This is a genomic window from Neobacillus sp. B4I6 (assembly GCF_050434045.1).
In the GTDB taxonomy this organism is placed as follows: Bacteria; Bacillota; Bacilli; order Bacillales; family Cytobacillaceae; genus Neobacillus.
Map to the genome: position 1 here is coordinate 2,833,794 of NZ_JBNPWB010000002.1, position 22,660 is coordinate 2,856,453.

General features: G+C 38.8%; 18 protein-coding genes. 2 read left to right on the forward strand and 16 right to left on the reverse strand.

Annotated features, from left to right (window positions below; all coding sequences use genetic code 11):
• Positions 1–164: 164 nt before the first annotated feature.
• Complete coding sequence (locus QF028_RS16060; protein WP_429466866.1) at positions 165–1,331, forward strand: polysaccharide deacetylase family protein; 1,167 nt, start codon at positions 165–167, stop codon at positions 1,329–1,331.
• An 87-nt stretch (positions 1,332–1,418) separates the two neighbouring features.
• Here QF028_RS16060 and aspA read toward each other — a convergent pair whose 3' ends face one another.
• A complete protein-coding gene (aspA, locus tag QF028_RS16065) occupies positions 1,419–2,837 on the reverse strand; it encodes an aspartate ammonia-lyase (RefSeq protein ID WP_429466868.1) in 1,419 nt (472 codons plus the stop codon).
• A gap of 42 nt (positions 2,838–2,879) precedes the next feature.
• Positions 2,880–3,305: a MarR family winged helix-turn-helix transcriptional regulator gene (locus QF028_RS16070; protein WP_215003315.1), complete on the reverse strand. Its 426-nt coding sequence runs from the start codon at positions 3,303–3,305 to the stop codon at positions 2,880–2,882.
• 229 nt (positions 3,306–3,534) lie between these two features.
• Between QF028_RS16070 and QF028_RS16075 the strand changes: the two genes are divergently transcribed.
• Positions 3,535–4,749 carry an MFS transporter gene (locus tag QF028_RS16075; protein WP_429472377.1) on the forward strand — a complete coding sequence of 405 codons (1,215 nt, stop codon included), beginning with the start codon at positions 3,535–3,537 and terminating at the stop codon, positions 4,747–4,749.
• A gap of 48 nt (positions 4,750–4,797) precedes the next feature.
• Here the strand turns inward: QF028_RS16075 and QF028_RS16080 are convergent, their stop codons facing one another.
• The 14 genes from QF028_RS16080 to QF028_RS16145 all read right to left on the reverse strand — a co-directional run bounded on the left by QF028_RS16080 (position 4,798) and on the right by QF028_RS16145 (position 22,609).
• Positions 4,798–5,682, reverse strand: a complete 885-nt coding sequence (locus QF028_RS16080) for a YitT family protein (protein WP_429466870.1) — start codon at positions 5,680–5,682, stop codon at positions 4,798–4,800.
• 238 nt (positions 5,683–5,920) lie between these two features.
• Positions 5,921–6,646 carry a sirohydrochlorin chelatase gene (locus QF028_RS16085; RefSeq protein WP_429466872.1) on the reverse strand — a complete coding sequence of 242 codons (726 nt, stop codon included), beginning with the start codon at positions 6,644–6,646 and terminating at the stop codon, positions 5,921–5,923.
• A 24-nt stretch (positions 6,647–6,670) separates the two neighbouring features.
• Positions 6,671–7,270, reverse strand: a complete 600-nt coding sequence (cysC, locus tag QF028_RS16090; protein WP_429466874.1) for an adenylyl-sulfate kinase — start codon at positions 7,268–7,270, stop codon at positions 6,671–6,673.
• 17 nt (positions 7,271–7,287) lie between these two features.
• A complete protein-coding gene (sat, locus tag QF028_RS16095) occupies positions 7,288–8,436 on the reverse strand; it encodes a sulfate adenylyltransferase (RefSeq protein ID WP_215003324.1) in 1,149 nt (382 codons plus the stop codon).
• Between the two features lie 5 nt (positions 8,437–8,441).
• Positions 8,442–9,539, reverse strand: coding sequence for an inorganic phosphate transporter (locus tag QF028_RS16100; protein ID WP_308161867.1), 1,098 nt, complete (start codon positions 9,537–9,539; stop codon positions 8,442–8,444).
• Positions 9,540–9,547: 8 nt separating this feature from the next.
• Positions 9,548–10,264, reverse strand: a complete 717-nt coding sequence (locus QF028_RS16105) for a phosphoadenylyl-sulfate reductase (RefSeq protein ID WP_429466876.1) — start codon at positions 10,262–10,264, stop codon at positions 9,548–9,550.
• A gap of 78 nt (positions 10,265–10,342) precedes the next feature.
• Entirely contained in the window at positions 10,343–10,498 is a 156-nt protein-coding gene (locus QF028_RS16110) for a YezD family protein (protein WP_285289242.1), read from the reverse strand.
• 187 nt (positions 10,499–10,685) lie between these two features.
• A complete protein-coding gene (locus QF028_RS16115) occupies positions 10,686–11,777 on the reverse strand; it encodes a GerAB/ArcD/ProY family transporter (protein ID WP_429466878.1) in 1,092 nt (363 codons plus the stop codon).
• A gap of 21 nt (positions 11,778–11,798) precedes the next feature.
• The gene (locus QF028_RS16120) at positions 11,799–12,008 is read right to left on the reverse strand and encodes a hypothetical protein (protein WP_214712941.1); all 210 of its coding nucleotides are present in this window, start codon (positions 12,006–12,008) and stop codon (positions 11,799–11,801) included.
• Between the two features lie 9 nt (positions 12,009–12,017).
• Positions 12,018–13,280 (reverse strand): Ger(x)C family spore germination protein, encoded by a 1,263-nt coding sequence (locus QF028_RS16125; RefSeq protein WP_429466880.1) that lies wholly within the window; start codon positions 13,278–13,280, stop codon positions 12,018–12,020.
• Positions 13,273–14,808, reverse strand: a complete 1,536-nt coding sequence (locus tag QF028_RS16130; protein WP_429466882.1) for a spore germination protein — start codon at positions 14,806–14,808, stop codon at positions 13,273–13,275. The genes QF028_RS16125 and QF028_RS16130 overlap by 8 nt, the downstream gene beginning before the upstream one ends.
• 57 nt (positions 14,809–14,865) lie before the next feature.
• A complete protein-coding gene (locus tag QF028_RS16135) occupies positions 14,866–16,893 on the reverse strand; it encodes a YhgE/Pip family protein (protein ID WP_429466884.1) in 2,028 nt (675 codons plus the stop codon).
• A 135-nt stretch (positions 16,894–17,028) separates the two neighbouring features.
• Positions 17,029–18,981, reverse strand: a complete 1,953-nt coding sequence (locus tag QF028_RS16140) for an LTA synthase family protein (protein WP_429466886.1) — start codon at positions 18,979–18,981, stop codon at positions 17,029–17,031.
• Positions 18,982–19,444: 463 nt separating this feature from the next.
• Positions 19,445–22,609, reverse strand: coding sequence for an efflux RND transporter permease subunit (locus QF028_RS16145; RefSeq protein WP_429466888.1), 3,165 nt, complete (start codon positions 22,607–22,609; stop codon positions 19,445–19,447).
• Positions 22,610–22,660: the final 51 nt, after the last annotated feature.

The window sequence follows — 22,660 nt, forward strand, 5'->3', positions numbered from 1 at the left end:
GGTGCGTGGCATCTAAGCCCATTTCCTCATATGGTATAATTAAAGCAGAAATCAATTATATATCAATACCACTTTAGTCCCCTCTTCGACTTCAGCACCAAATTATTCCTTGTACTAAACGATTTCTGCACCCTGGTCAGAACGAAAATAAAGGGGGAATTACCATGGCAGAAATCTTAATACTTGTTAGCATTCTTTTATTTTCAGTATCTCTTGTTTTAGGAGTAATTTCACATGCCCATCGAACAAGAGGAAAAGGAATTTATTATACTCTCGCAACAATATGTTTGCTATGCGTTGTTTTCCTGTTGTTTTTTCACGATAGGAACCTGCCTGCCCTTAGGAGTGGAGAAACAGTTGATTCTCCTAAAACAGAGATACCCTCAGGTTCCGGACAAAATAATGGAACCGATTCAGGAAATGAAAATCCACCCGACATTGTAAACCCTCCATCCGAAGAACCTGCAAAAGAAGAACCTAATCAACCTAACCCTACTACTCCCGCACAAATTATTGTGGGTGATAACGAAACAGTTGACTACAAGGTCGTTAAAGGCGATACCTTATTCTCCATCGCCAAACGAGCAAATGTGACTGTAGAAAAAATAAAGCAATGGAACCGTCTCCCCTCCGATGTCATCTATGTGGGTCAAATATTGAAGCTTTATGGGAAGAATGTAGAGCCGGCACAACCTGCAGATCCACCAAGGCAGGATCCCCCACCTACAACAGCTTCATCTGTGATTATTTCAAACGGCAGCCTCCAGCAGAAAAAAATCGCATTAACTTTTGATGCCGGTAGTGATGCAGTGGGCATTGGGATACTCGATGTGTTGAAAAAGCATAATGTCAAAGCCACCTTCTTCCTTACTGGTAAATGGGTTGTGAAATATCCAAACCTCGCCAAAAGAATTGCCGATGAAGGACATGATATAGGTAACCATTCTTATTCCCATCCGGACGCAGTAAAAACGACAGCTAGTGCATTTAAAAAGGATATTATCAAAGCTGAAGAAGCAATCAAGAATGCAACGGGAAAATCACCCCAGCCGTATTTTCGCTTTCCATTCGGATCATATAATTCATCCGCTCTTAAAACAGCTGGCGAAGCTGGGTACCCGTACAGCATCCAGTGGTCACTGGATACGATAGACTGGCAGCAGCCGGCTACTGGGGTAATCATCTCCCGGATTAAAACTGGAGCAAGCAACGGTGACATCATCCTCATGCATATCGGCGGAATAAATACGCCGGATGCTGTTAATCAAGTAATCCCATGGCTAAGAGCCCAAGGGTACCAACTGGTTCCATTGAGCGACTTATTACAGTAAAAAAAATGGTGCCTGACACTCCATTCGTAAATGTTCCGGTGTCAGGCACTCCTTATTTAAAAGAATAATATTTTTGTAAAAAGAACTTTAATCTTTTTCTAAAAGAGCAGCACCTGCGATTCCCGGTTTGGTCATTTCATATATATTCAAAATAAGATCTAATTCTTCTTCGCTTAGGACATCATATTTCAGGCATAATTCACGAACAGACTTGCCAGTTATAGTTGCTTCTCTAGCGATTCTCGCTGCCACTTCATAACCAAGGTGTGGATTAACCGCTGTAATAATACCTACGCTTTTTTCAACATTCTCTTTTAAGCGAGCCTCATTAGCTTCAATCCCTACAAGACAATGATCCGTAAACGATCGGAATCCGTTGTTCATAATACTAATAGATTGAAGTAGGTTAAAGACTAATACAGGTTCCATGACGTTCAATTCAAGCTGGCCTGCTTCTGAAGCTAGACAAATGGTATGGTCGTTTCCAATCACCTGAAAGGCGATTTGATTAATCAGTTCCGGCATAACAGGGTTTACTTTTCCAGGCATGATCGAAGATCCTGGCTGACGGGCTGGAAGGGAAATCTCAGCAAGGCCTGCACGAGGACCTGATGCCATTAACCGAAGGTCATTAGCGATTTTAGACATGTTCATCATACACACCTTTAATGCTGCTGAAACTTCGGTATAAGCATCCGTATTTTGCGTAGCATCAACCAAATGTTCTGCATTGACCAACGGTAATCCACTGATTTCTGTAAGCTGTTTAACCACATCTAGTATATATTTTGGGTCTGCATTTAATCCTGTTCCAACTGCTGTTGCTCCCATGTTCACTTCATATAAATTCCCCCGTGAAAGATGGACCCGTTTAATATCCCGTTCAAGCACTCGAGAGTAAGCCTCAAATTCCTGACCTAATCGAATCGGAACGGCATCCTGAAGATGGGTCCGACCCATTTTAATAACGTTTTCAAATTGCTTAGCTTTATCCTTAAAGACCTTAAGCATATCCTGCATAGTCGCTAGCAATTTTTCAAGTAATCTGAGTGTTGCTATATGAATAGCTGTAGGAAATACATCATTCGTTGATTGCGACATATTAACATGTGTATTGGGACTTAAATGCATATAAGCACCTTTTTCATGACCAAGTAATTCTAGTGCACGGTTGGCAATCACTTCATTAGCGTTCATATTCATTGATGTCCCTGCTCCACCTTGGATCGGGTCAACGATAAACTGATTGTTCCATTTACCTTCAATCATTTCATCAGCCGCTTGGCTAATAACGTTGCCAAGTCCACTATACAGCCTCTTCGTATTCATATTGGCAATTGCAGCCGCTTTTTTAACCATCGCAATCGCTATTATTAAATCTTCATGAATTCGATAACCTGTAATTGGAAAATTTTCAACTGCCCTAAGTGTTTGAATACCATAGTAAGCATCTGTTGGTATTTCTTTTTTTCCTAAGAAGTCTTGTTCAATTCTTTTAGTGTCCATAATTATCTTCTCCTACCCTTTATAAAAAACAGTTATAAAAATTTAGGTATTAAATGACTGATTGAATTTTTCCAAAAGTATCCCGAATAATTTGCGTTCCTCATCAGTCCAGTCTTCTAATAGTTCGGTAATTCGCTTCAAACGTGCCTGTTTATAATCGAATAATTCATTTGTACCCTGTTCAGTTAACTGAAGAGTGTAAGCTCTCCCATCCAATGGATCGGGAATTCTATACAAATAACCTTTATGCTCTAAAGCTGCTGCCTGTCTACTGACTGTAGATATATCTAACTTGAATTCCTCCGCCAAAACTTTAACCCCTACTGCCCCCTTCGATTTGATGCGGCGAAGGATTAAATAGGCAGATCTATCAAGATTCCCGAATTTTTTATTGTTCGAAATTGAAGTAGTTCGGCGAATCAGAATTGCTAGTTCAAGTTCGATCATTTCTAATGAATGTTCATCCATTTCTTTCCTTCCTCACTGTCAACCTTATTTCTATATAACAAATATGATAACATATGTACTCTATGATATGTAATCTCAACCTTACATTCATTGCAAAAGCACTATTGACGCAGTGGAAATTGATTGTATAATACAATTATATACTTTCATCATACAACTAATTAAAAAGGATGGAAACAAAAATACAGGGGGAAATTAGATGTCACCAAGACCAGAATCTAAATTAACAATGCAGCCACACAAATCGGAGGAAATCGGTAAAAAGGTTGGTTTACTTACCCAGCCAAAAGCAGTTTGGGCTGTTTTTTTTGCAAGTATTATCGCGTTCATGGGGTTGGGTCTTGTTGATCCTATTTTACCGGCAATCGCCGAACAATTAAATGCCACACAAACTGAAGTAACCTTACTATTCACTAGCTATAATGCCGTTATGGCAGTTGCCATGCTTATTACTGGGGTAATCTCAACAAGGCTTGGCATCAAATGGACGTTACTTTCTGGAATCGTAATCATTGCGGTATTTTCGGCACTTGGCGGTATTTCAAATGGTATTTGGACACTCGTTGGGCTTCGAGGCGGCTGGGGCCTTGGAAATGCACTGTTTGTTGCAACGGCTTTATCTGCGATCGTTTCCCTCTCAAATAGTGGAACGGCAAAAGCAATCATTTTATACGAAGCTGCAATCGGACTAGGGATTTCAGTTGGCCCGCTACTTGGCGGTTGGCTTGGCGCGATGTCATGGCGTGGCCCGTTTCTTGGGGTCGCCACCTTGATGGTTATTGCCTTTATTGGCCTTTTCATCCTAATGCCAAAAGCAACTGCTCAAAATGCGGTAAAAGCTCGCACTTCATTATTAGATCCATTTCGCGCTTTAAAGCATCGTTCACTGTTAGTGTTCGGTATTGCAGCTGCCCTTTACAATTTTGGCTTCTTCACCTTGCTGGCATATGCACCTTTCGTTATGGGCTTGGATGAACACGGATTAGGCTTCGTATTTCTTGGCTGGGGTATCCTACTGGCTGTCACCTCTGTATTTATGGCTCCAAAACTTTCCGGATGGTTTGGAACCATAAAATCGATGTGTATGATGTTAACCTTGTTTGCTCTCCTTTTGGTTTCAATGGGTATATGGACATCAACCCAGTGGGTGATCATTGCCGCTGTTATCCTAGCAGGTGCGTTATTAGGAAATAACAATACACTCATCACTACAGCCGTGATGAATGCTGCCCCCGTTGAACGATCAACGGCCTCTGCTGCTTATAGCTTCCTCCGTTTTATTGGAGGCGCGATTGCTCCCTTTACTGCCGGAAAACTTGCCGAAATTTATAATCCAAGTGTTCCATTTCTTGTTGGAGCAGGGTTTGTCATCGTTTCGGTCCTTTTTATCTGGGTTAATAATAAACATGTGAAGCATGTAGATGATATTGGTTTAGGCCACTAATACTAGTTGAAGGATCTGTGATTCATTTGCAGATCCTTTTATTTATTGTTAGTGAATATCCTTTTTCTTAAATCGGCCTCCGCGGACTTCTGAAATGTCTGCTATAGCTAAAAAGGCTGTCGGATCAATATCCTCTACAATTGTGGTTAATTTAGATTCTTCCAACCTCGTGATAATACTGAAAATGACCTTCTTGCTATCTCCAGTAAAAGCACCTTGACCCTTAATGTAAGTTACCCCTCTTCCCAGTCTGGCATTGATAGCATTTCCAATTTCTTCTGCTTCATCACTAATAATCCAAACAGATTTGGACTCTTCTAATCCTGCAACAACAGAATCTATCGCTTTAGATGCAATAACATAGGCTAACAAAGAGTACATTGCCCGGTCCCAACTAAACACAAAACCGGCAGCTCCTAAGATAAAGATATTGATAAACATGATGATCTGGCCAACTGAAAATGGGACCTTTTTAGTGATCACAAGTGCCAATATTTCTGTCCCGTCTAACGCTCCGCCATTTCGGATAACGATTCCTACACCCATACCCAGAATCATCCCTCCAAAAACAGTAGCAAGGAGAATATCATCAGTAAAAGCTGGAATCGGGTGGAAAAATGATACAAAAATAGATAAAACGATTATTCCATAAACAGTAGAAAATGCAAAGGTTTTCCCCAACTGTTTATATCCCATATAAACAAAAGGCAAGTTTAATATGAAGATGAAGATCCCTAATTTCCATCCAATTATATGGGCAAGCATAATTGAAATACCTGTAATGCCGCCATCAATAACATGGTTAGGAACTAGAAAAATTTCTAACCCGGTAGCCATAAGAATGGCTCCGATTGTAATAGCGATGGTTCGAAGAATAACTTTTCGAAGTGGTAACTTGCGGTGTTGAATTTTTTCATTCATAAGTTCTGTCACATAATCACATCTTTTCGTTAGATTTTACCATTTTATTATCCCCTGCTTTAGCCTCTCTTCTAATAGATTTATTTATGTAAGAGATATTTACATTTACACCTTTATTATAACATTTATCCTATTAAAAAGTGAACTTCAGTTCATGTTTTGAGATCATTTATATAATTTGATTCCAAAGAAATAGCTAATAATCCATTGGACTATTAGCTAATGTGCATTTACAATAATCAGAGTATTTTTAACATTCTGCAACCCGCTCAATGATGATATCCTCAATGACTCGATGTTTGCAAAGCGAACCTGTGTGGATAATTTGCTGACCTAGATTTTGTCTCATGCTGACCTTTTGATCGACTTCCTTTAAAAGTAGACCGGAAAATAATAAATAAGGAACAACGATTATTTTTCCAGTTGATTTTTTGGAAATAACCTCAAGACCTACTGGGAACTTGGGCTCAGTAGCAGCCAAATAACAAACAGAAACAAGTTTCGTCCTAAGGCGTTCCTGAATCCCTTCAGATATCTGTGCGAAGGCAGTGTGAATGCTAAGGTCACTGCTTCCTCTTCCAACAATTAAAATGGAATCCTCCGAAGATAAATCTACGACAGTGTTCCTAACGAGTTCAGCAATTCCATCGAGAATCCTCCCCTGGACACCAAAAGGATTCCTTATTTTCACTTCGATATTCGGAAACCGCTTCTGAAGAGAAGTCAGTGCTTGAGGAATATCTTCTTTAATGTGACCCGCTGACAACAAGAACAGGGGAATGACTGTAATTTCCGTCGCTCCCCTAATCACACAGCGCCGAAAGCCTTCCTCAATACTTGGTTCGGTCAACTCTAGAAAGCTCATTTCCTGAATGGAAACATCAATTCGTTCCATTACTCTATGTATGAAGGAATTTGCTTCTGCTGCTCCTTCTTTTGAGCGTGTGCCGTGGCCAATGTAAAGAATCCCTCTCATTCTCGCTGCTCCTTTATTCATCATTTAGATAATTTTTTTCTCTCTTAAATAAGCAAAGACTTGTTCCACTGCCTCTTCCACACTTACCTGATCAGAACGGAGGGTGATTTCCGGTTGTTCTGGCGCTTCATAAGGTGAATCGATTCCCGTGAAGTCTTTAATTTCGCCACGACGCGCTTTCGCATAGAGTTGCTTGGGATCGCGACGTTCACATTCCTCGATTGGACATTGGACAAAAACTTCAATAAATTCACCGTCTTCAAATAAAGCCCGCACTTGCTCACGATCAGAGCGAAATGGTGAAATAAAGGCGGTGGTCACCACTTTGCCGCTGTCGACAAACAACTTGGCAACTTCGCCAATTCTTCGGATATTTTCAGTTCGGTCATAATCGGAAAAACCAAGATCCTTGTTTAAACCGTGGCGAATATTATCACCATCGAGGACATATTCATTGATCCCCTGACGGAACAATTCGTTCGATACAGCATTTGCGATAGTTGATTTTCCCGATCCTGAGAGTCCCGTAAACCAGAGTACACAGCTTCCGTGACCATTTTTTTCACGCCGATTTTTTTTGGAAATAGATGTTTCATGCCAAGTAATATTCGTTGGTTTAGACATTGATTTATTTTTCCTCCTTACACGGTTGCTTTTTCTTTCATTCCCTCGATTAACACTTCAACAACTTCTTTGCGGCTGAAGGTAGCCGGTGGAAGTACTCCTGCTCGCAGCATCTCTCTTACCTTTGTTCCAGAAAGAATCACTCTGTCTTCCTTGCTATGCGGACAAGTTTTATCAGAAGCCATTCCTTCGCATTTATTGCAGTAGAAGCTATGTTCAAAGAACAAAGGCTTGATACCAAGTTCTTCTTCTGTGAAATTACTGAAAATATGCTGGGCATCGTAAGTTCCGTAATAGTTTCCAACTCCTGCGTGGTCACGACCAACAATAAAATGAGTGCAGCCAAAGTTTTTACGGGCAAGTGCATGGAAAATGGCTTCCCTTGGTCCTGCATATCGCATAGCTGCTGGATACACACCAAGTTGAACTCGTTCGCTAGGGTAATAATTCTCAAGTAAAACGCGGTAACTTTTCAAACGGACATCCGCAGGGACATCATCTGACTTTGTTTCGCCTACAAGCGGGTTGACGAACAAGCCATCGACTGTTTCAAGGGCAGCTTTTTGAATGTACTCATGTGCACGATGAATAGGATTTCTTGTTTGGAAACCTACAACAGTCTTCCAGCCCTTTTCTTCAAAAATAGCCCGTGTTTCCTTCGGTTCAAACCACACATCACCGAATACTCCTTTTTCGGCTTTTTTTACGAGTACAACTTCCCCAGCAACGTAAACAGGTCCTCTTTCGTAAAGACGTTTCACACCAGGGTGGGCAAGTTCTTCTGTTTTATATACTTCAAGTGCTTCTTTGTCTAAATCAGGTTCATACCATTCTGAAACCCGAATAACACCATAGACTTCCTTGTTAAATGAAAGTTTGTACTCTTCTCCTTCCACAAGTGTTTCAGCAACACCGTAAGATACGGGTAAGGTTACAGGGATAGACCAGATGGTATTGTCTGCTAAACGCATATTGCTCACGACAGATTCATAGTCTTTTTGTCCAAGAAAGCCCTTTAAAGGACTGAATAATCCGATACCAATTAATTCTAAGTCACTTAATGCAATCGCATCAATTTCAATTTCCTTTTCGATAGTGGTTAGATCGTAATTGGGGTCGAATGCTTGAATAAGTTTTCCTCCATGAGGTTTTGGTAAGTATGACATTTTGATCAACCTTTCTCTACAAATTTTAATTTATTCGCTACTTTTGTATTTGGGACTACTACCTTCGAAGGTGTTTTCTTCATTAGGAACATCACACCAAAAACGGAGATTAGAACACCTATCATTGCAATAATTGGATAGAAGTTTTGTTCAATCACCAATTGAATAATGGTGTATGAAAGCACCATCGATAAAACAGGAGAAACAATCCAAACAGTTAGTAGTTGAACCACGATATCCTTTTTTAGGACTGCCTTCCCATATTTAGCATAACCAATTCCGATTATGGAGGAAGTGGTAATTTGCGTTAATGGGACCGGAATTCCAAAAAGAGAGGCAGCAGTAACAATACTTGCACCAGTACCAGAAATTACACAACCTTCTTCTATCCTGAGAGTCGTTATTTTTTTCCCATTGGTTTCAAGCACTCGGTTTCCGAGAAAGAATGCACCGAGTGCAACGGCTAGACCGCCCCAGATGACCGCATCTCCCTTATGCATTAATCCTGCGGCAACAAGTGGTCCAACTGCATTTGCTACATTATTCATTCCAGCGGAGAAGGCTTCAAACAAGCCCATAAGTACAACAATGATTGCTAATATAGGACCAGCTTTTGACTTATCCATCCATGTTTTAATGAATGGTCGCCTCAACAGTGATGCAGCCAAAATGGCAATAACAAATGCAGCAAAAGGAGTAAGCAGCCAAAACATTGCTATCCACAAAACCTTGCCTACAAAAACCGATTGATAGACTACACCAGCTCCAATAACTGATCCTACTGCCACTTCGCTGGTCGAAAGAGGAATCCCAAAAATGTTGGCAAGGAATAATGATAATGCTGCTGAGGCAAGCACAATCAAGGCAATCGCCGTCGTAAATGTACTGCTAGGGACAATCCCGCTCCCAATAGTCTTTACGACTTCCTCTCCACCTAGCCAAGCACCTAGGAAAACTGCAATGGCACAAAGAGCCAATGCCTTTCTTTTTGCTATTACACCGGCTCCATAGGATATACCCATCGACGCTGCAGCGCCACTAGCACCAATATTTACTGCAAAAAATAATCCTATTGAAACCGCAATTATGGTAAGCGTAGGAATGACCTCCTTTACTTAGAGTGCAAACCGCACTCCGTTTTACTGCTGCCCGTCCAACGCCCATCTCGGGAATCACCATTTGTTCCGACGGCCTGTGTACATGGGAAACAGCCAATACTTGGATAGTTTTGATCATGCAATTGGTTATAAGGGAGATCTCTTTCCCTGATGTACGCCCAAACCTCATCCCACGTCCAATGAATTAATGGACAGATTTTTATATTTTTAAATTTATCATCTTTGTTAACGAATTGCGTATCCTTCCTTGTTGGCGACTGTTCTCTCCGAAGACCTGAAATCCATGCATCTTTTGGAGTCAATGCCTCGCGCAGAGGGATGACCTTTCTGATTTGGCAGCATTGGTTTGGATCACGTTTCCATAATGCCGAGCCATATTCTGCTGCTTGTTGGTCTAAACTCAAATCAGGGGTTTTTCGCTCGATTTGTAACTCTGGAAAACGAGCTTCAATCTTATCAATCACTTCATACGTTTCAGGAAAGTGGAGCCCTGTATCTAAAAAAACAATCTGAGCATCTTTTTTTACCTGATAAATCAAATCGATTAATACAATTGCTTCAGCACCAAAACTGGATGCATAGATAATTTTCCCTTCAGGATAATTGCTATATGCCCACTCTAAAACAGACCTGGCACCCTTTGTCTCATCCTGAATAGAGAAGTTTTCCGAGATTTCACTCCAATTATTATAAGTCACTGTTCTTGTCATCCTCTAGGGACCCCCTTTGTCAAAATACAAAAGCTGTCTCCCACCCAAAAAGGTGTAGACCGCCTCAAGTTTTTCTAGTCAGCGAATTTTATTTGATTGAAGACGAACCTTTTCATTTTTCTCAATTTGTACTATTTTTCCATCCTGAACTACTAGTGTAATAGATCCATATTTTAATGTGTCCAGCATACGTTCAATATGTTCCTTTACTTCCTGCCATTCTGAACCTTCCAGATGATTCGCCTCCCTTTAAAAAACTCATTGAATTGTTAAATTAAGATTAATCCTACCATACGCATAGGAATTGTCAATATAATTTATTATAATATTTAAAAAATCCTAGAGTGTTCCAAAATTAAAAAGAGGCAGACATTCATTCGAATGTCTGCCTAGTCCTATCCAAGGAACTGAAGACCAGTTCTTATACCGTTTTTTTCTTTTTCAGCATCATTGTAATGAATAGGAATAGAAGTGGTAGAGCCGCTCCCATTAGAATATTTAAGGGGACATATGACTGAAACAGAAATTCATTTATTTCGGAATAGTTCTTGGCGAAAAGTACGGCACCTACACCGATTAACCATCCGAATGGAATGATAAAAGGTTTGTATGTATCGGTTTTGAATATTTGTGCGGTCCCAAGGCACAGCCCATAGAAGAATAAAGAAATACGTATCATTAATCCAACCGTCCAAAAGAGAATCGCAATGGCATCAAAGCGATTGATTACATCGCCTGCTTCAATATACCTTACTTCCGAAAAAGTAGGAAAAGCCATTTTCGCGGCTTCCTCTGGCCCAAATAGTGCTATAGGCCCTGTGATAGGCCCTAAAAAGAAGATCAATGTTAAAAGTGCGCTATAAATCCCTGTTTTCATTAGTTTTTTTGGATTTTGAACATACGGTAAAACCATTCCCATTATTGCAAATTCACCAAACCACCCCATTACGGTAAGCGAGCCCAAAGAAACGGGGTATAACCCGTTACCTAAAAAAGGCAGGAGGTTGGTATAATCCTTTTTTTCATTTATGGTTAAGATTACAACAGCTATGGCGAAAATGACCAAAACCGGCAACATCACCTGGTTCAATCTTCCTAATGTTTCAAGACCTTTATGAACGATATAGATTGATAATAGAAGAATCACCGTAATAAATGCCCACATTGGTGTTTCCATCATAATTCTTTTATAAGCCTCCGCGTAGAGTCTTGTTGCCAAACATGCCATGATAAAAAAATAAAACAAATATAGGAATCCCAGTATTTTCCCAATCCAAGAGAAATGCTGAAAAAGAATTTCAATTAAAGTTAAGCCTGGAAATCGCTGAGAAAGCTTAACCAACGAGACTATTCCAATGAGCCCCAGTGCACTTCCGAATATTCCTGCAATCCACCCATCTTGCTTACTATGTGCCATCACAACCGTCAAAATAATTAAATGCCCGATGATCGTCAAAGAAGTGATCGCTAACATAGAAGCCTGAATATTACTAATTCTTCCCTTTTCAATCATAGGAAATTCCCTCCAATCATACTAAAACGGGCTTATTGTATTAAATAATTTTGATAAGGATGGAAGCTGGAATTCGTATATCAACACACCACCTAAAACAATTGCTAATCCCAGGATACCCATTTGAATAAACATCACTTTTTTCTCTTTCTTTTTCCAGGAAGTATATAGATGAAAAACTGTTGTGATACCTACTAGTATGATAAATAGTAAGAAGAATAACGTTTTCATTTTTTCCCTCTATTCTGATGTAGTTCCTTTTTGTAAGCCGAATCTTGTTATGGAAAAATCTATGTTTATATCGATGTCTGTATCTTTAAAACCATCCTTTTTCCATGACGAAGCCATTCCCCTCCAATCTTCAGGATATTTCCGTTTAAATTGGTCACCAAAGCCAATGATATCTGTATTCCAGTCATATTTAATCTTTCTAAACAAATCATCTATTTCTTTTCTTACTATTCCTTCAACCTGGCGATTTAGGTTAGCTAAATAATTACTTGAAATAGAAGGGGTTGAACAGGTTATCTCACTGATTTCACCGTCGGCATGAATATCAACATGAAAAACAATCTTCGAATCATTCTTTTCAGGTGAAATTGAGGTGTTTACCTTTCTTATGGTGAGACTAGTGTTCCCTTCACTTGGCCCATCTCCACAAGGAGCAACGATCACATCTTTAACTAGGTCTCCTTTAAGCCACAATAGGCCATTCGTCTCCTCTTTATTCAAGTATCCAACTAATTTCCCATTTTTAAACACAGCTGTTTCGTTTAAACTTAGTGAAGCCTCTCTACTTTCCTGAGGAATCAGACTTTTACTACTTTCTTTTGCAATGGGTTCCACTTTTCCTGTTTTAGCTAATTCATCATTCTTAATTGAGGTAGATAGTACCCCTGTATAAGGTTCCGTTGAAACACTGCTTAATGCCTCTGAAAATTTACTAAGGTCTTTGACCATTGAAGATGTGGCATACCGATTCGTCGCAAACATGCCTCTTATTTCCAAACCAAGTGTTGGCTTTAACTCTGGTTTTGTGGTAATAATATCCTTTGCCTTCCCTTTTGTTACATAAAGTTGCAAATTCGGACGAAAATCATTTTCTCTTTTAAAATAATCTAAACTTTGCTCCAAGTTTTCCTTAGAAGCAAAAGTGTTTCCCAAAACAAGTACATTCATGTGTCCAAAATAAAGTCTTTTCGGGATTGAACTAGATAATCTGGAAATAGCTTGGACTATGCTTTTACCGGTTGTAGAAATAATTAAAGAATTCTCACCTTTTCCATCCGAATTATTTTTTGATGTTAACGAAAATATTTGGTAAGTCTTTACAATGGATGCTGTGATTTCATATTCTCCTTTTTCATTGATATCAATTCCCATGATATCAGTGACTGCAATTTCCTCTGCCTCATGTGAGCTCCAGCAGCCTGTTAAAGAAATAAGCAAAAAAGAATTAATAACAATGATTATTAAACATCTAAACTTACTGATATTACTCATCCTTTTTCTCCTTACTGCCTACTGATGATGAAGAAGCCTCTCCACTTCGGTGGAAATTGTTGATATTCATACCTGGAATACGCGACTTCATTCCCCACCAAGGAGCCCGAATAAAGACATCCTTCCAGCCCTGATAGAATGCAGGTGATACTGGCGAAAAATAGGGAACACCGAAAGAACGCAGACTAATAACATGGGTTAAGCCGAACATCAGACCAATAATGATACCCATGAATCCAAAAAAACCAGCCAAAATAAGCAAGGGAATGCCTAACATTCTAATTATTTGGTGAAACGCATAGTTTGGCATAATAAATGATGTTAACGCTGTGATCGAAACAACAATGCTTAAAACTGGCCCAATAATTCCAGCCTGCACGGCTGCTTGGCCAACGATAACTAAAGCAAGAGTGATTATTATTGGACTCCCAAACGTTTTAGGCATTCGCAAGCCAGCTTCCCGAATCAGTTCGTAAGTCATGACCATAAAGATCGCTTCAATTAAAACGGGATATGGAAGACCTTCACGGCTCCCGGCAATTCTCAATAGAAGTGTTGTTTGTAATAAATCGGGATGAAAGGTGGTCAATGCTACATAAAAAGCAGGAAGGATTAATGTTACAAAAAGCCCCAAAAATCGGACCCAACGAACCATTGTTGCAGCTAGCGAACTATCGTAATAATCCTGACTGGTGTGGAGGAATTCCACAAAAAGGGCAGGTGCTGTCAATACAAAGGGAGACCCATCAATGATAATGGCGACCTTTCCATCAAGTAAGCTCCCACATACTTTATCTGGACGATCAGTATTGTAAATGGTTGGGAACGGAGACCGCTTTGAATCTTGGATTAGAGACTCAATATATTGACTCTCTAATATTCCATCAATGTCTATTTTGGAAAGCCGGTCTTTTATTTCTTGGACAATTTCCTCACTAGCAATTCCAGCCATATATAAAATGCCTATTTTTGTATTGGTTTGTCGACCCAGGGTTAGAAATTTTACTTTTAATTGTGGAGTTCGTATCCGTTTACGTACAAGCGCTAGGTTTGTGTCTAAATCCTCGATAAAACCCTCACGCGGCCCGCGAACAGTTCGTTCAGTAACAGCCTCCGTTATGGCTCTGCCCGTATATTTAGCCGTTTGCAGCATATATGCCTGGTCTTCATTATCAATCAATAATATTGTAATTCCTATTAACAACTTCTCAACAATCGTACCTATATTGTTTGATTGTTTTACACTAACAGGTAAAAAATTCTTTTTTATGACATTTTGAGTGGTCTGCTTTGTTCTGACTGTGTGATGTTCATTGATGGTTACGACATGACTTTCGATTTCGGTTAACAATTGAAGGTCGACCATTCCTGGATGGTAGATTAAACATCCTTCAACATTTGAAATGTCCATGTGTTTATATTCGATATCTTCACAGGATTCGAACATGTTCTTAATAGAAGCAATGTTTTCAATTAGTGAGGAAGATAGAAGACTATTCTTAATCAAATTTGGCTGGCCACTTACCACAAGCCCCACCTCCATAACTAATATTGTTTTACTTAGTTATAAAAATATACAACCTATCTAAGGAATAATCTTAGTCGTCCTTGCTTTTTCTGCTGTTTGTTGAATCCGTTTGCTTAATGGTTTTTTTAATATCAGTGCTACAAGAAAACTAATGAATACAAAGACAATTAATGAAAGGATATCTTTAAAAACCACCTCTTTGATCATTCCACCGACCGTTTCACGGAGCATGCTTACCGCATACGTAAACGGCATAAAGGGGTTTAATTTTTGAAAAAAGGAAGAGGTCAAACTAACTGGAAACGGCGCTCCCGAACTAGATATTTGCAGGACTAAGAAAAGGATTGCTAAACCTTTTCCAATATTTCCGAACACCGAACATAAGGAATACGTAATCGTTACAAACACGATACTGATAAAAATGCTTAAAAGTACAAACCAAAGTTTGTCCACAGCATACGTGTGAATTAAAAACAAATCACCCAGAGCTACAATGGCTGCTTGGAAGATGCCGATCGTCACAAATGTTAGCAGCCTCCCTAAATAGATTTGGTAGCTTTTGTATTTATTCTCAGGGTCATCGACATCTACTTTTAAGGAAGCAATCAGGAGAGTGGCTCCGACCCATAGAGCCAGCATCGTATAAAAGGGGGTCATCGCCGATCCATAATTCGGGATAGGAAATAACCTTTTCGTTTTCAATAGGATTGGGCTCGATAAAAAGTTACTTTCTTTTTGAGGATCATGTTTAAGAAATTGGATTAAATCATTTATATTCACACTGCCTTCAAACTTACGGATTTTATCGGCCGCGCTTCTAATTTTTGTTTCAAATCCTGGTAAGTCATTTCGAGCTAAGTCCGCTGCTTTATGAACAACTTTTACAAGTTCGGGAAGCCTTGTTTGAACAAGGTTCCTTGCTCTTCGAATGTCTTCCTCCACTTTTGGCAAATCATTCCGCACAAAATCAGCCGCCTTATGTAGTTTCTGTTCAACCCTGGGCAAATCATTTTTAAAAAATAAGGCTGCTGAATTTATAACCCGGGTTGCTTCGTCCACTTTCTGTTGAATGCCAGTCCGAGTTTCATGGATGCTACTATGGATTTTTACTAACTCCTCGTACAATTGGTCTAATTGCTCTTGATTTGCTGTAGTATCCACCTGTTTTGTATCCTTTACGCTATCGATTGCTTGTTTAAGTTTCGTTTCTATCTCATTTAAATTCGAGACTACTTCTGAAATGATATCGGTGGTACGCTGCATATCAGTAAGTTTCCCCTGTAATACGATCACTTTGTCCCCGACATCCTTTAAAAGTGGCAAACTAGCTTCAACCTTTAAGATACTGGTGCCGGCCTGCTGGATTTCGGGTATTCTTTGTTCAAGTTCAATAATTTTCTGTCCCTTTGCTTGTATTTCGGGCAGCCTCTCCTCCAGTTCTATCGCCTGTTTTCCCATTTCCTCAATCTGCGGTAATGCTTTTTCCAATTCAAAGATTTGTTTCTCAACATTATGAATGGAAGGCAATGCTTGCTCAAGCTCAATACCTGCTCTATAAAATACAGAGAATAATTCATTCCCCACCGTTTTAATAAACGCCTGACTAATTTGCGCCGTAACACTCGATGCCCCTGAGTTTGCAATTTTCGGCGCCACGGCATTGATTTTTTCGTTAACAGCGAACTCTATGTTTGGTTTTTGGGGGTTCACTTCTAAAATACTCGTAAGTTTCTTTGAAAAATCCTTTGGGATAATGAGATATGCATAGTAATGCCCTTTCTCTACGCCACTCTGTGCATCGATCCGTTTCACAAAAACCCAACCAAGCTGGTGATTCTTTTTTAGGCTTTTTACAGTATCATTTCCAACATTAAATTTCTTCCCACGAATTTCCGCTCCTTCATCCTCGTTGCTAACAGCCACCCGAATCCCCGATGTATTGCCGTAAGGGTCCCACATCGATTTGATATTAACCCATGCATAGGCAGAAGGCAGAATCATTAGTGCCCCAATTAACAAAACTACAGTTGGAACTCTAAATATATTTCTCCAATCCGTTTGGTAAATATGAAAAATCTTCCCCACTATTTCCCCCACCTTTCACTAGTAGTCCATGATCTTATCTTCCACTATCTACAGGAAAAGATTCAGGAAATAGAAACGAAATACACAAAGAGGGCTGCCTAAGAAAATTTACTTAGGCAGCCCTCTTTGTTTTACTTACTTATTGGGTTCCACATCAGTCGTGGGATTATAGTTATATTTTGATCGGTCGACAGGAATAAACGTTTCAGGTTTGTAGAAACGTAATAAATCTCCATTTACAACTTTATCTGATAGCTTTAATTTATATTCGACGATTTTCTGATCTTTCTTAGCTTCTTCGGTTTTAGCTTTATCTAATTTCATTCCCGTTTTGGAATCATAGAACTTACCATCAATAGAGGTGATAGTTGAACTTACAAAGCCTCCATTTCTGAAAGGAACTACATCATCATGCTGTTTAGATAATAGGTCGGTTCCAAATTGGACATATTCTTTTGTGTCCGTTCCAAGCAAGTGAAGAAGTGTTGGAAGAAGATCGATTTGACCACCGTATTCGTGGTTTACTCCACCTTCCATTCCTGGGACACGAATAAATAATGGCACGCGCTGTAATCCACTATTTTCAAATGGTGTAATTTCTTTTCCCATTACCTGTGCCATTGCTTTATTATGATTTTCTGAAATTCCATAATGATCACCGTACATGACAATAATCGAATGATCATATAATCCTGATTTTTTCAAGTAGTCAAAGAATTGCTTCAATGCTTCGTCCGCATATCGTGCAGTTTGAAAATACCCATCAACCGATTTATCACCCGTTGTACCTGGTGCAATCGTTGCGTCTTCTTCATTAATCGGGTACGGATAATGATTCGATACGGTAATAAATTTTGTATAGAATGGCTCTGGTAAAGATTCCAAAAGTGGAATCGATTGTTCATAAAATGGCTTATCCATCAGTCCATACTCTGCTAGATCTTTAGAATCTATTTGATAGTAGTTTGAATCAAAGAACTTGTTAAAACCAAATGATTTATAAATTTCATTACGATTCCAGAAGCTTCCTGAATTCCCGTGAAATACAGCAGACGTATAGCCTTGCTGACCTAGTATTGCGGGAGCAGCTTCATATGTGTTTAAACCTTTTGTCGTATATGCTGATCCTTGTGGTAATCCATATAATGAATTTTCTAACATGAATTCAGCATCAGATGTTTTACCTTGACCTGTTTGATGGAAGAAATTATCAAAGTAAAGCGTATTTTGATCTTTCGTTAATGAATTTAAAAATGGTGTTACTTCTTCCCCATTCAACTTGTAATTAATAAGGAAGTTTTGCATTGATTCAAGATGAAGATAGATTACATTCATTCCTTTTCCAGCACCAAAGTAAGCTGGATTTGGCTTTGCATAATTCGATTTTGTATAGTTAACGACTTCAGTAATATCATCACTGCTCGCCATAACCCTTTGTGCTGATGCTTTCGTACTTTGAACTGCATCATAAATGGTGTAATTGTACATACCTAAATACTTCACAATATAATTACGGTCAAATCCTCTGGTTAATAATTGAGGGCGGTCTGTTTCAGCTAGGGCTAGATTCGCACTAGAAATCGCAAGAGCCATTGAGAATAATGCTGCGACTTTTCCGCGATTCATGTCATTAGCATCAATTTTCACAAAACGTAAAACAAGTAAGGCAGCCAAAATAATGATATCAATGAAGAATAAGAAATCATATGGTTTTAATAGGGACGTCACACTTCCGCTTACATCGCCAAAATTTTGTGTCTGCGTTAATGTTGGTAGAGTAATAAAATCATTAAAGAAACGGTAAAATATGATATTCGCATATAATAAAATCGATAAAAGAAAATCGATGACAATCAGCCCAATATACTTTTTTCTCCCTTTTAAAAAGAAAGAAAGTCCTAAGAAAAGTAAGGCAGATCCGAGCGGATTGATAAATAATAGAAACTTCTGAAGAGAATTTTCTATCCCTAAGTCAAATTGTGTTAATTGAACGATATATGTCTTTATCCATAGGAAAAATACAGTCAAAAAGAAAAAGCCAACATATTTATTAAAAATACTTTGACCTTTTTGAAATACGTTATTCATATAGCACCTGCCTTGTAGTCTATTATTATATAATTTTAGTCATTATTTTAAATTTAATGGGTAGATACTGTTTCCAAATAGTCTATCATCTATATTAGCATTTAAATATGAACAATCCATGAATATTTTAAAAATAATCAAATTGGGCAACACAAGAACATTACTATACTCCTTTTTTTTTAAATGTCAAGGACTCGGTAAAAAAATAAGAAACTGACCCTACCGTTAATGATGCGTTAACGGAGAATCAGTTTCTATTCATTTTATTTTACTTTTAGGTACCGTTAAACTTGCCTGTTAATTTCCGTTCCAGGCGCGTGCGGTTCGCGGGCGGTCCGGGGAGCCTCCTCGTCGCTGCGCTCCTGCGGGGTCTCCCCGGACCCGTTCTCCCGCAGGAGTCTTCGCGCCTTCCACTCCAATCAACAGGGTGCCAAAATCAACAATAAGTTTTACCATTGCTTACTTATAAAACTTTCTCTACTTGCTTCTTTTCTTTTCGCTTCATTTTCATTAGTGTTTCATAGACAATTGGCACAATTACTAATGTAAGCAGGGTAGAACTTGTCAGTCCACCGATAACAGTGACACCCAATCCCTTTGAAATAAGTCCACTTCCCTCCATACCGATTGCTAGTGGTATAAGTGCACCTATTGTCGCAATTGCTGTCATAAGAATTGGGCGAACACGTGTCCCGGCTGCCTCAAGAAGGGCTTCTCGTGTCGATAATCCATCATTTTCTTTATGAATGACACGATCAATTAATACGATTGCATTCGTTACAACAATCCCAATTAACATCAAGGCGCCAATCATTGCTGAAACACTTAAGGTTTCGCCAGCGATCAATAATCCTAATAACCCACCGATAATGGTAAATGGCAACGAGAATAGAATCGCTAGTGGTGCTAAACCTCCACCAAATGTAATAACGAGAACTAGATAAACAATTGCAATGGCTGCAAGCATTGCTAAGCCTAACTGTGTAAAGGATTCAGCAATATCTTCTGAAACACCGCCGACAGATATATCCACGGTCGATGGCATTTTTAACGTATCTACTTTCTTTTGAACTGCCTTCGAAACTTTTGATACATCTTTAGTGGTAATTTCTGCACTTACACTTGCATAAATACGGCCATCACGCCTTGTAATCGTGTCAGAAGTGTTTCCTACTTTTACGTCGACGACATCCTTTATCGGAACTGTCATACCCATAGGGGATTGAAGCGTTTTATCTGTCAATTCATTAATATCTTCATATTCATCTTTCTCAACCTCTAGATAGACATTCATTTCTTTGCCGTTATTTTCAATCGTTGTCAATACTTGACGTTGGCCATTTCCAGCTAGGCCCATTCCAACCTGTGCTGCAGTAAGACCTAATTGACTTAACTTTTCCTGATTAGGAACTAATGTGTATTCTTCATACGTATCCGAGATACTCGTTTTCACATTTCTAAGGGATTCGTTTTTCTTAAAAATCTTCGATATATTGTTCACGACTGGTTCAATTTCATCCATATTGTCACCATAGACGTTAAACGTTAGAGCATTCGATGATCCCATGCCAGAAAAATCTTGGCTTGCCCATTCACCTTTATCTTTTCGTTTCTTTAGGTCATTGATAACCTTTTCGGTTTCATGTGAAAAGTTTTTAGTATCTTTGTCATATTCAACAAAAAACATGGCAGAATTACTTTGCCCTGGATTCATTGGATTTTCTCCGCCAACAGAAAACTGAATGGTTTTTACTCCTGTTCTTTCCTCAAAAAATTCTTCTGCTTCTGTTGCAATCCTCTCAACTTCATCCAATGTTTGGCCTGGTGCCGGTTTGTATGTGGCAACAACCATTTTCTGTTCATCAGAAGGAAGGAAACTTACCCCAATGACCGGTACAAGGAACAAGCTGCCAACTAACAGTAAGATAGCTAACCCAAAGGTAATAATTTTATGGTTTAACGAAAAATTAAGAACCTTTTTATAATTAGAAGCTAATTTACCAGGTTTATTTGCAACATGCTCTTGTTTTAATGATATCCCTTTTTTAAATAAAGAATGAGCCATCATTGGTACAATTGTAATGGCTACTAAAAGAGAAGCCATTAATGCGAAGACGATTGTTAATGCAAATGGTAAGAACATCTCCCCTACTGGACCTTTTACTAATCCTAATGGCAGGAATACAGCAATTGTTACAATCGTTGAAGAAAAGATCGGCATAAACATTTCTCTAGTGGCCGCCACAATTAATTCCTTACCACTAAGCGTTTCATTTTTAAGAGACATTCGTCTAAATATATTTTCGATGACAACAATTGAATCATCAATAACTCGACCGATCGCAACTGTCATTGCCCCGAGTGTCATCATATTTAGCGTAATATCCATTTGTTTAAGAAGTAAAATAGCTATTAATATCGATAAAGGAATAGAAATGACTGAAATAATTGTTGTCCGAAAATTTCTTAAGAAAAGCAATATGATAATCATGGCAAAGATTGCACCAAATATCGCTTTATTTAACATTGTTGCAACCGATTCTTCGATTGGTTTCCCTTGATCAAAAATCGTTGTTACTTTTAACCCATCAATCTTAGCTTCAAAACCACTTAGTTTTTCTTTTACTGCGTTAACAACATCTACAGTATTTGCATCTTGTGCACTAGTAATTTGCACACCGATTGATTCCTCACCATTTGTCCTGGAAATAGATTCGGCTTTCCCTACTACTTCAATTGTTGCTATATCTTTAAGGTCTACAGTAGGAATCGAAGGTGGAACCTGTGCTATTTGATTGCCTTGGCTAACTTGGCCGCTTGTCATACCTTGTTGTACCTGACTTTGTTGACCACCCGTCATTCCTTGCTGTGGTGCACCTGTAGATGGAACTACGGGAATTTTTATTGCTTTTAGGTCATCGATCGATGTCACATTACCATCGATGACAACTGACTTTTGCGTATCTTTAAATGTGTATAAACCTAATGGAAATTTAACGTCTGTAGCTTTAATTAAATTCTTTATTGTTTCTTCGGTTAATCCATATTTCTTTAATTTAGTTTCATCAAATTTCAATTGAACTTCGTCAACTTGCTGCCCTGATATTTGAACGGTTGATACTCCTTCAACACCCTCAAGTTCTGGAATGATCTCCTCTTCAGCTGTTTTTGTTAATCCTGCCAAAGATTGTTCTGAATTTGTAATACTTAAGGACATGACTGGAAAGCTTGAGAAACTCATCCGGGAAACTTTTGGTGCCTCCACTCCATCAGGAAGTTCTAAATTGCTTAATGCTTCTTTTACTTCATTTTGAGCTTTTTCCATATCTTTATCAAAATTGTATTCTATTTGTATAGATGAAGCATTTTGAAACGAAGAGGAACTAACAACAGAAACCCCGTCTAAATTCTTCACTCGTTTTTCAATTGGTTCTGTAACTTTTTCAGCAACTTGTTCTGGCGTCGCACTTGGATATACCGCCAAAATTGAAACAAGTGGTGTGTTGATATTTGGAATAGTTTCGAGTTTCATGTTCATTCCTGAATACAATCCAGCAATTGTAATAATAATGGTTAACAGCCATACGGCAAATTTGTTTTTCAATGAAAACTTAATGATTTTTTTCATACTTCTCTCCTTATTATGCCTTGTTGACATTTTGGTTTGATTGGAATAGGA

What these genes read in the sequence shown, in the direction of transcription:
- QF028_RS16060 (WP_429466866.1), top strand. Translation starts at nt 165, where the DNA reads ATGGCAGAAATCTTAATACTTGTTAGCATTCTTTTATTTTCAGTATCT.
- aspA (WP_429466868.1), bottom strand. Translation starts at nt 2,837, where the DNA reads ATGGACACTAAAAGAATTGAACAAGACTTCTTAGGAAAAAAAGAAATA.
- QF028_RS16070 (WP_215003315.1), bottom strand. Translation starts at nt 3,305, where the DNA reads ATGGATGAACATTCATTAGAAATGATCGAACTTGAACTAGCAATTCTG.
- QF028_RS16075 (WP_429472377.1), top strand. Translation starts at nt 3,535, where the DNA reads ATGCAGCCACACAAATCGGAGGAAATCGGTAAAAAGGTTGGTTTACTT.
- QF028_RS16085 (WP_429466872.1), bottom strand. Translation starts at nt 6,646, where the DNA reads ATGAGAGGGATTCTTTACATTGGCCACGGCACACGCTCAAAAGAAGGA.
- cysC (WP_429466874.1), bottom strand. Translation starts at nt 7,270, where the DNA reads ATGTCTAAACCAACGAATATTACTTGGCATGAAACATCTATTTCCAAA.
- sat (WP_215003324.1), bottom strand. Translation starts at nt 8,436, where the DNA reads ATGTCATACTTACCAAAACCTCATGGAGGAAAACTTATTCAAGCATTC.
- QF028_RS16105 (WP_429466876.1), bottom strand. Translation starts at nt 10,264, where the DNA reads ATGACAAGAACAGTGACTTATAATAATTGGAGTGAAATCTCGGAAAAC.
- QF028_RS16115 (WP_429466878.1), bottom strand. Translation starts at nt 11,777, where the DNA reads ATGATTGAAAAGGGAAGAATTAGTAATATTCAGGCTTCTATGTTAGCG.
- QF028_RS16120 (WP_214712941.1), bottom strand. Translation starts at nt 12,008, where the DNA reads ATGAAAACGTTATTCTTCTTACTATTTATCATACTAGTAGGTATCACA.
- QF028_RS16125 (WP_429466880.1), bottom strand. Translation starts at nt 13,280, where the DNA reads ATGAGTAATATCAGTAAGTTTAGATGTTTAATAATCATTGTTATTAAT.
- QF028_RS16140 (WP_429466886.1), bottom strand. Translation starts at nt 18,981, where the DNA reads ATGAATAACGTATTTCAAAAAGGTCAAAGTATTTTTAATAAATATGTT.
- QF028_RS16145 (WP_429466888.1), bottom strand. Translation starts at nt 22,609, where the DNA reads ATGAAAAAAATCATTAAGTTTTCATTGAAAAACAAATTTGCCGTATGG.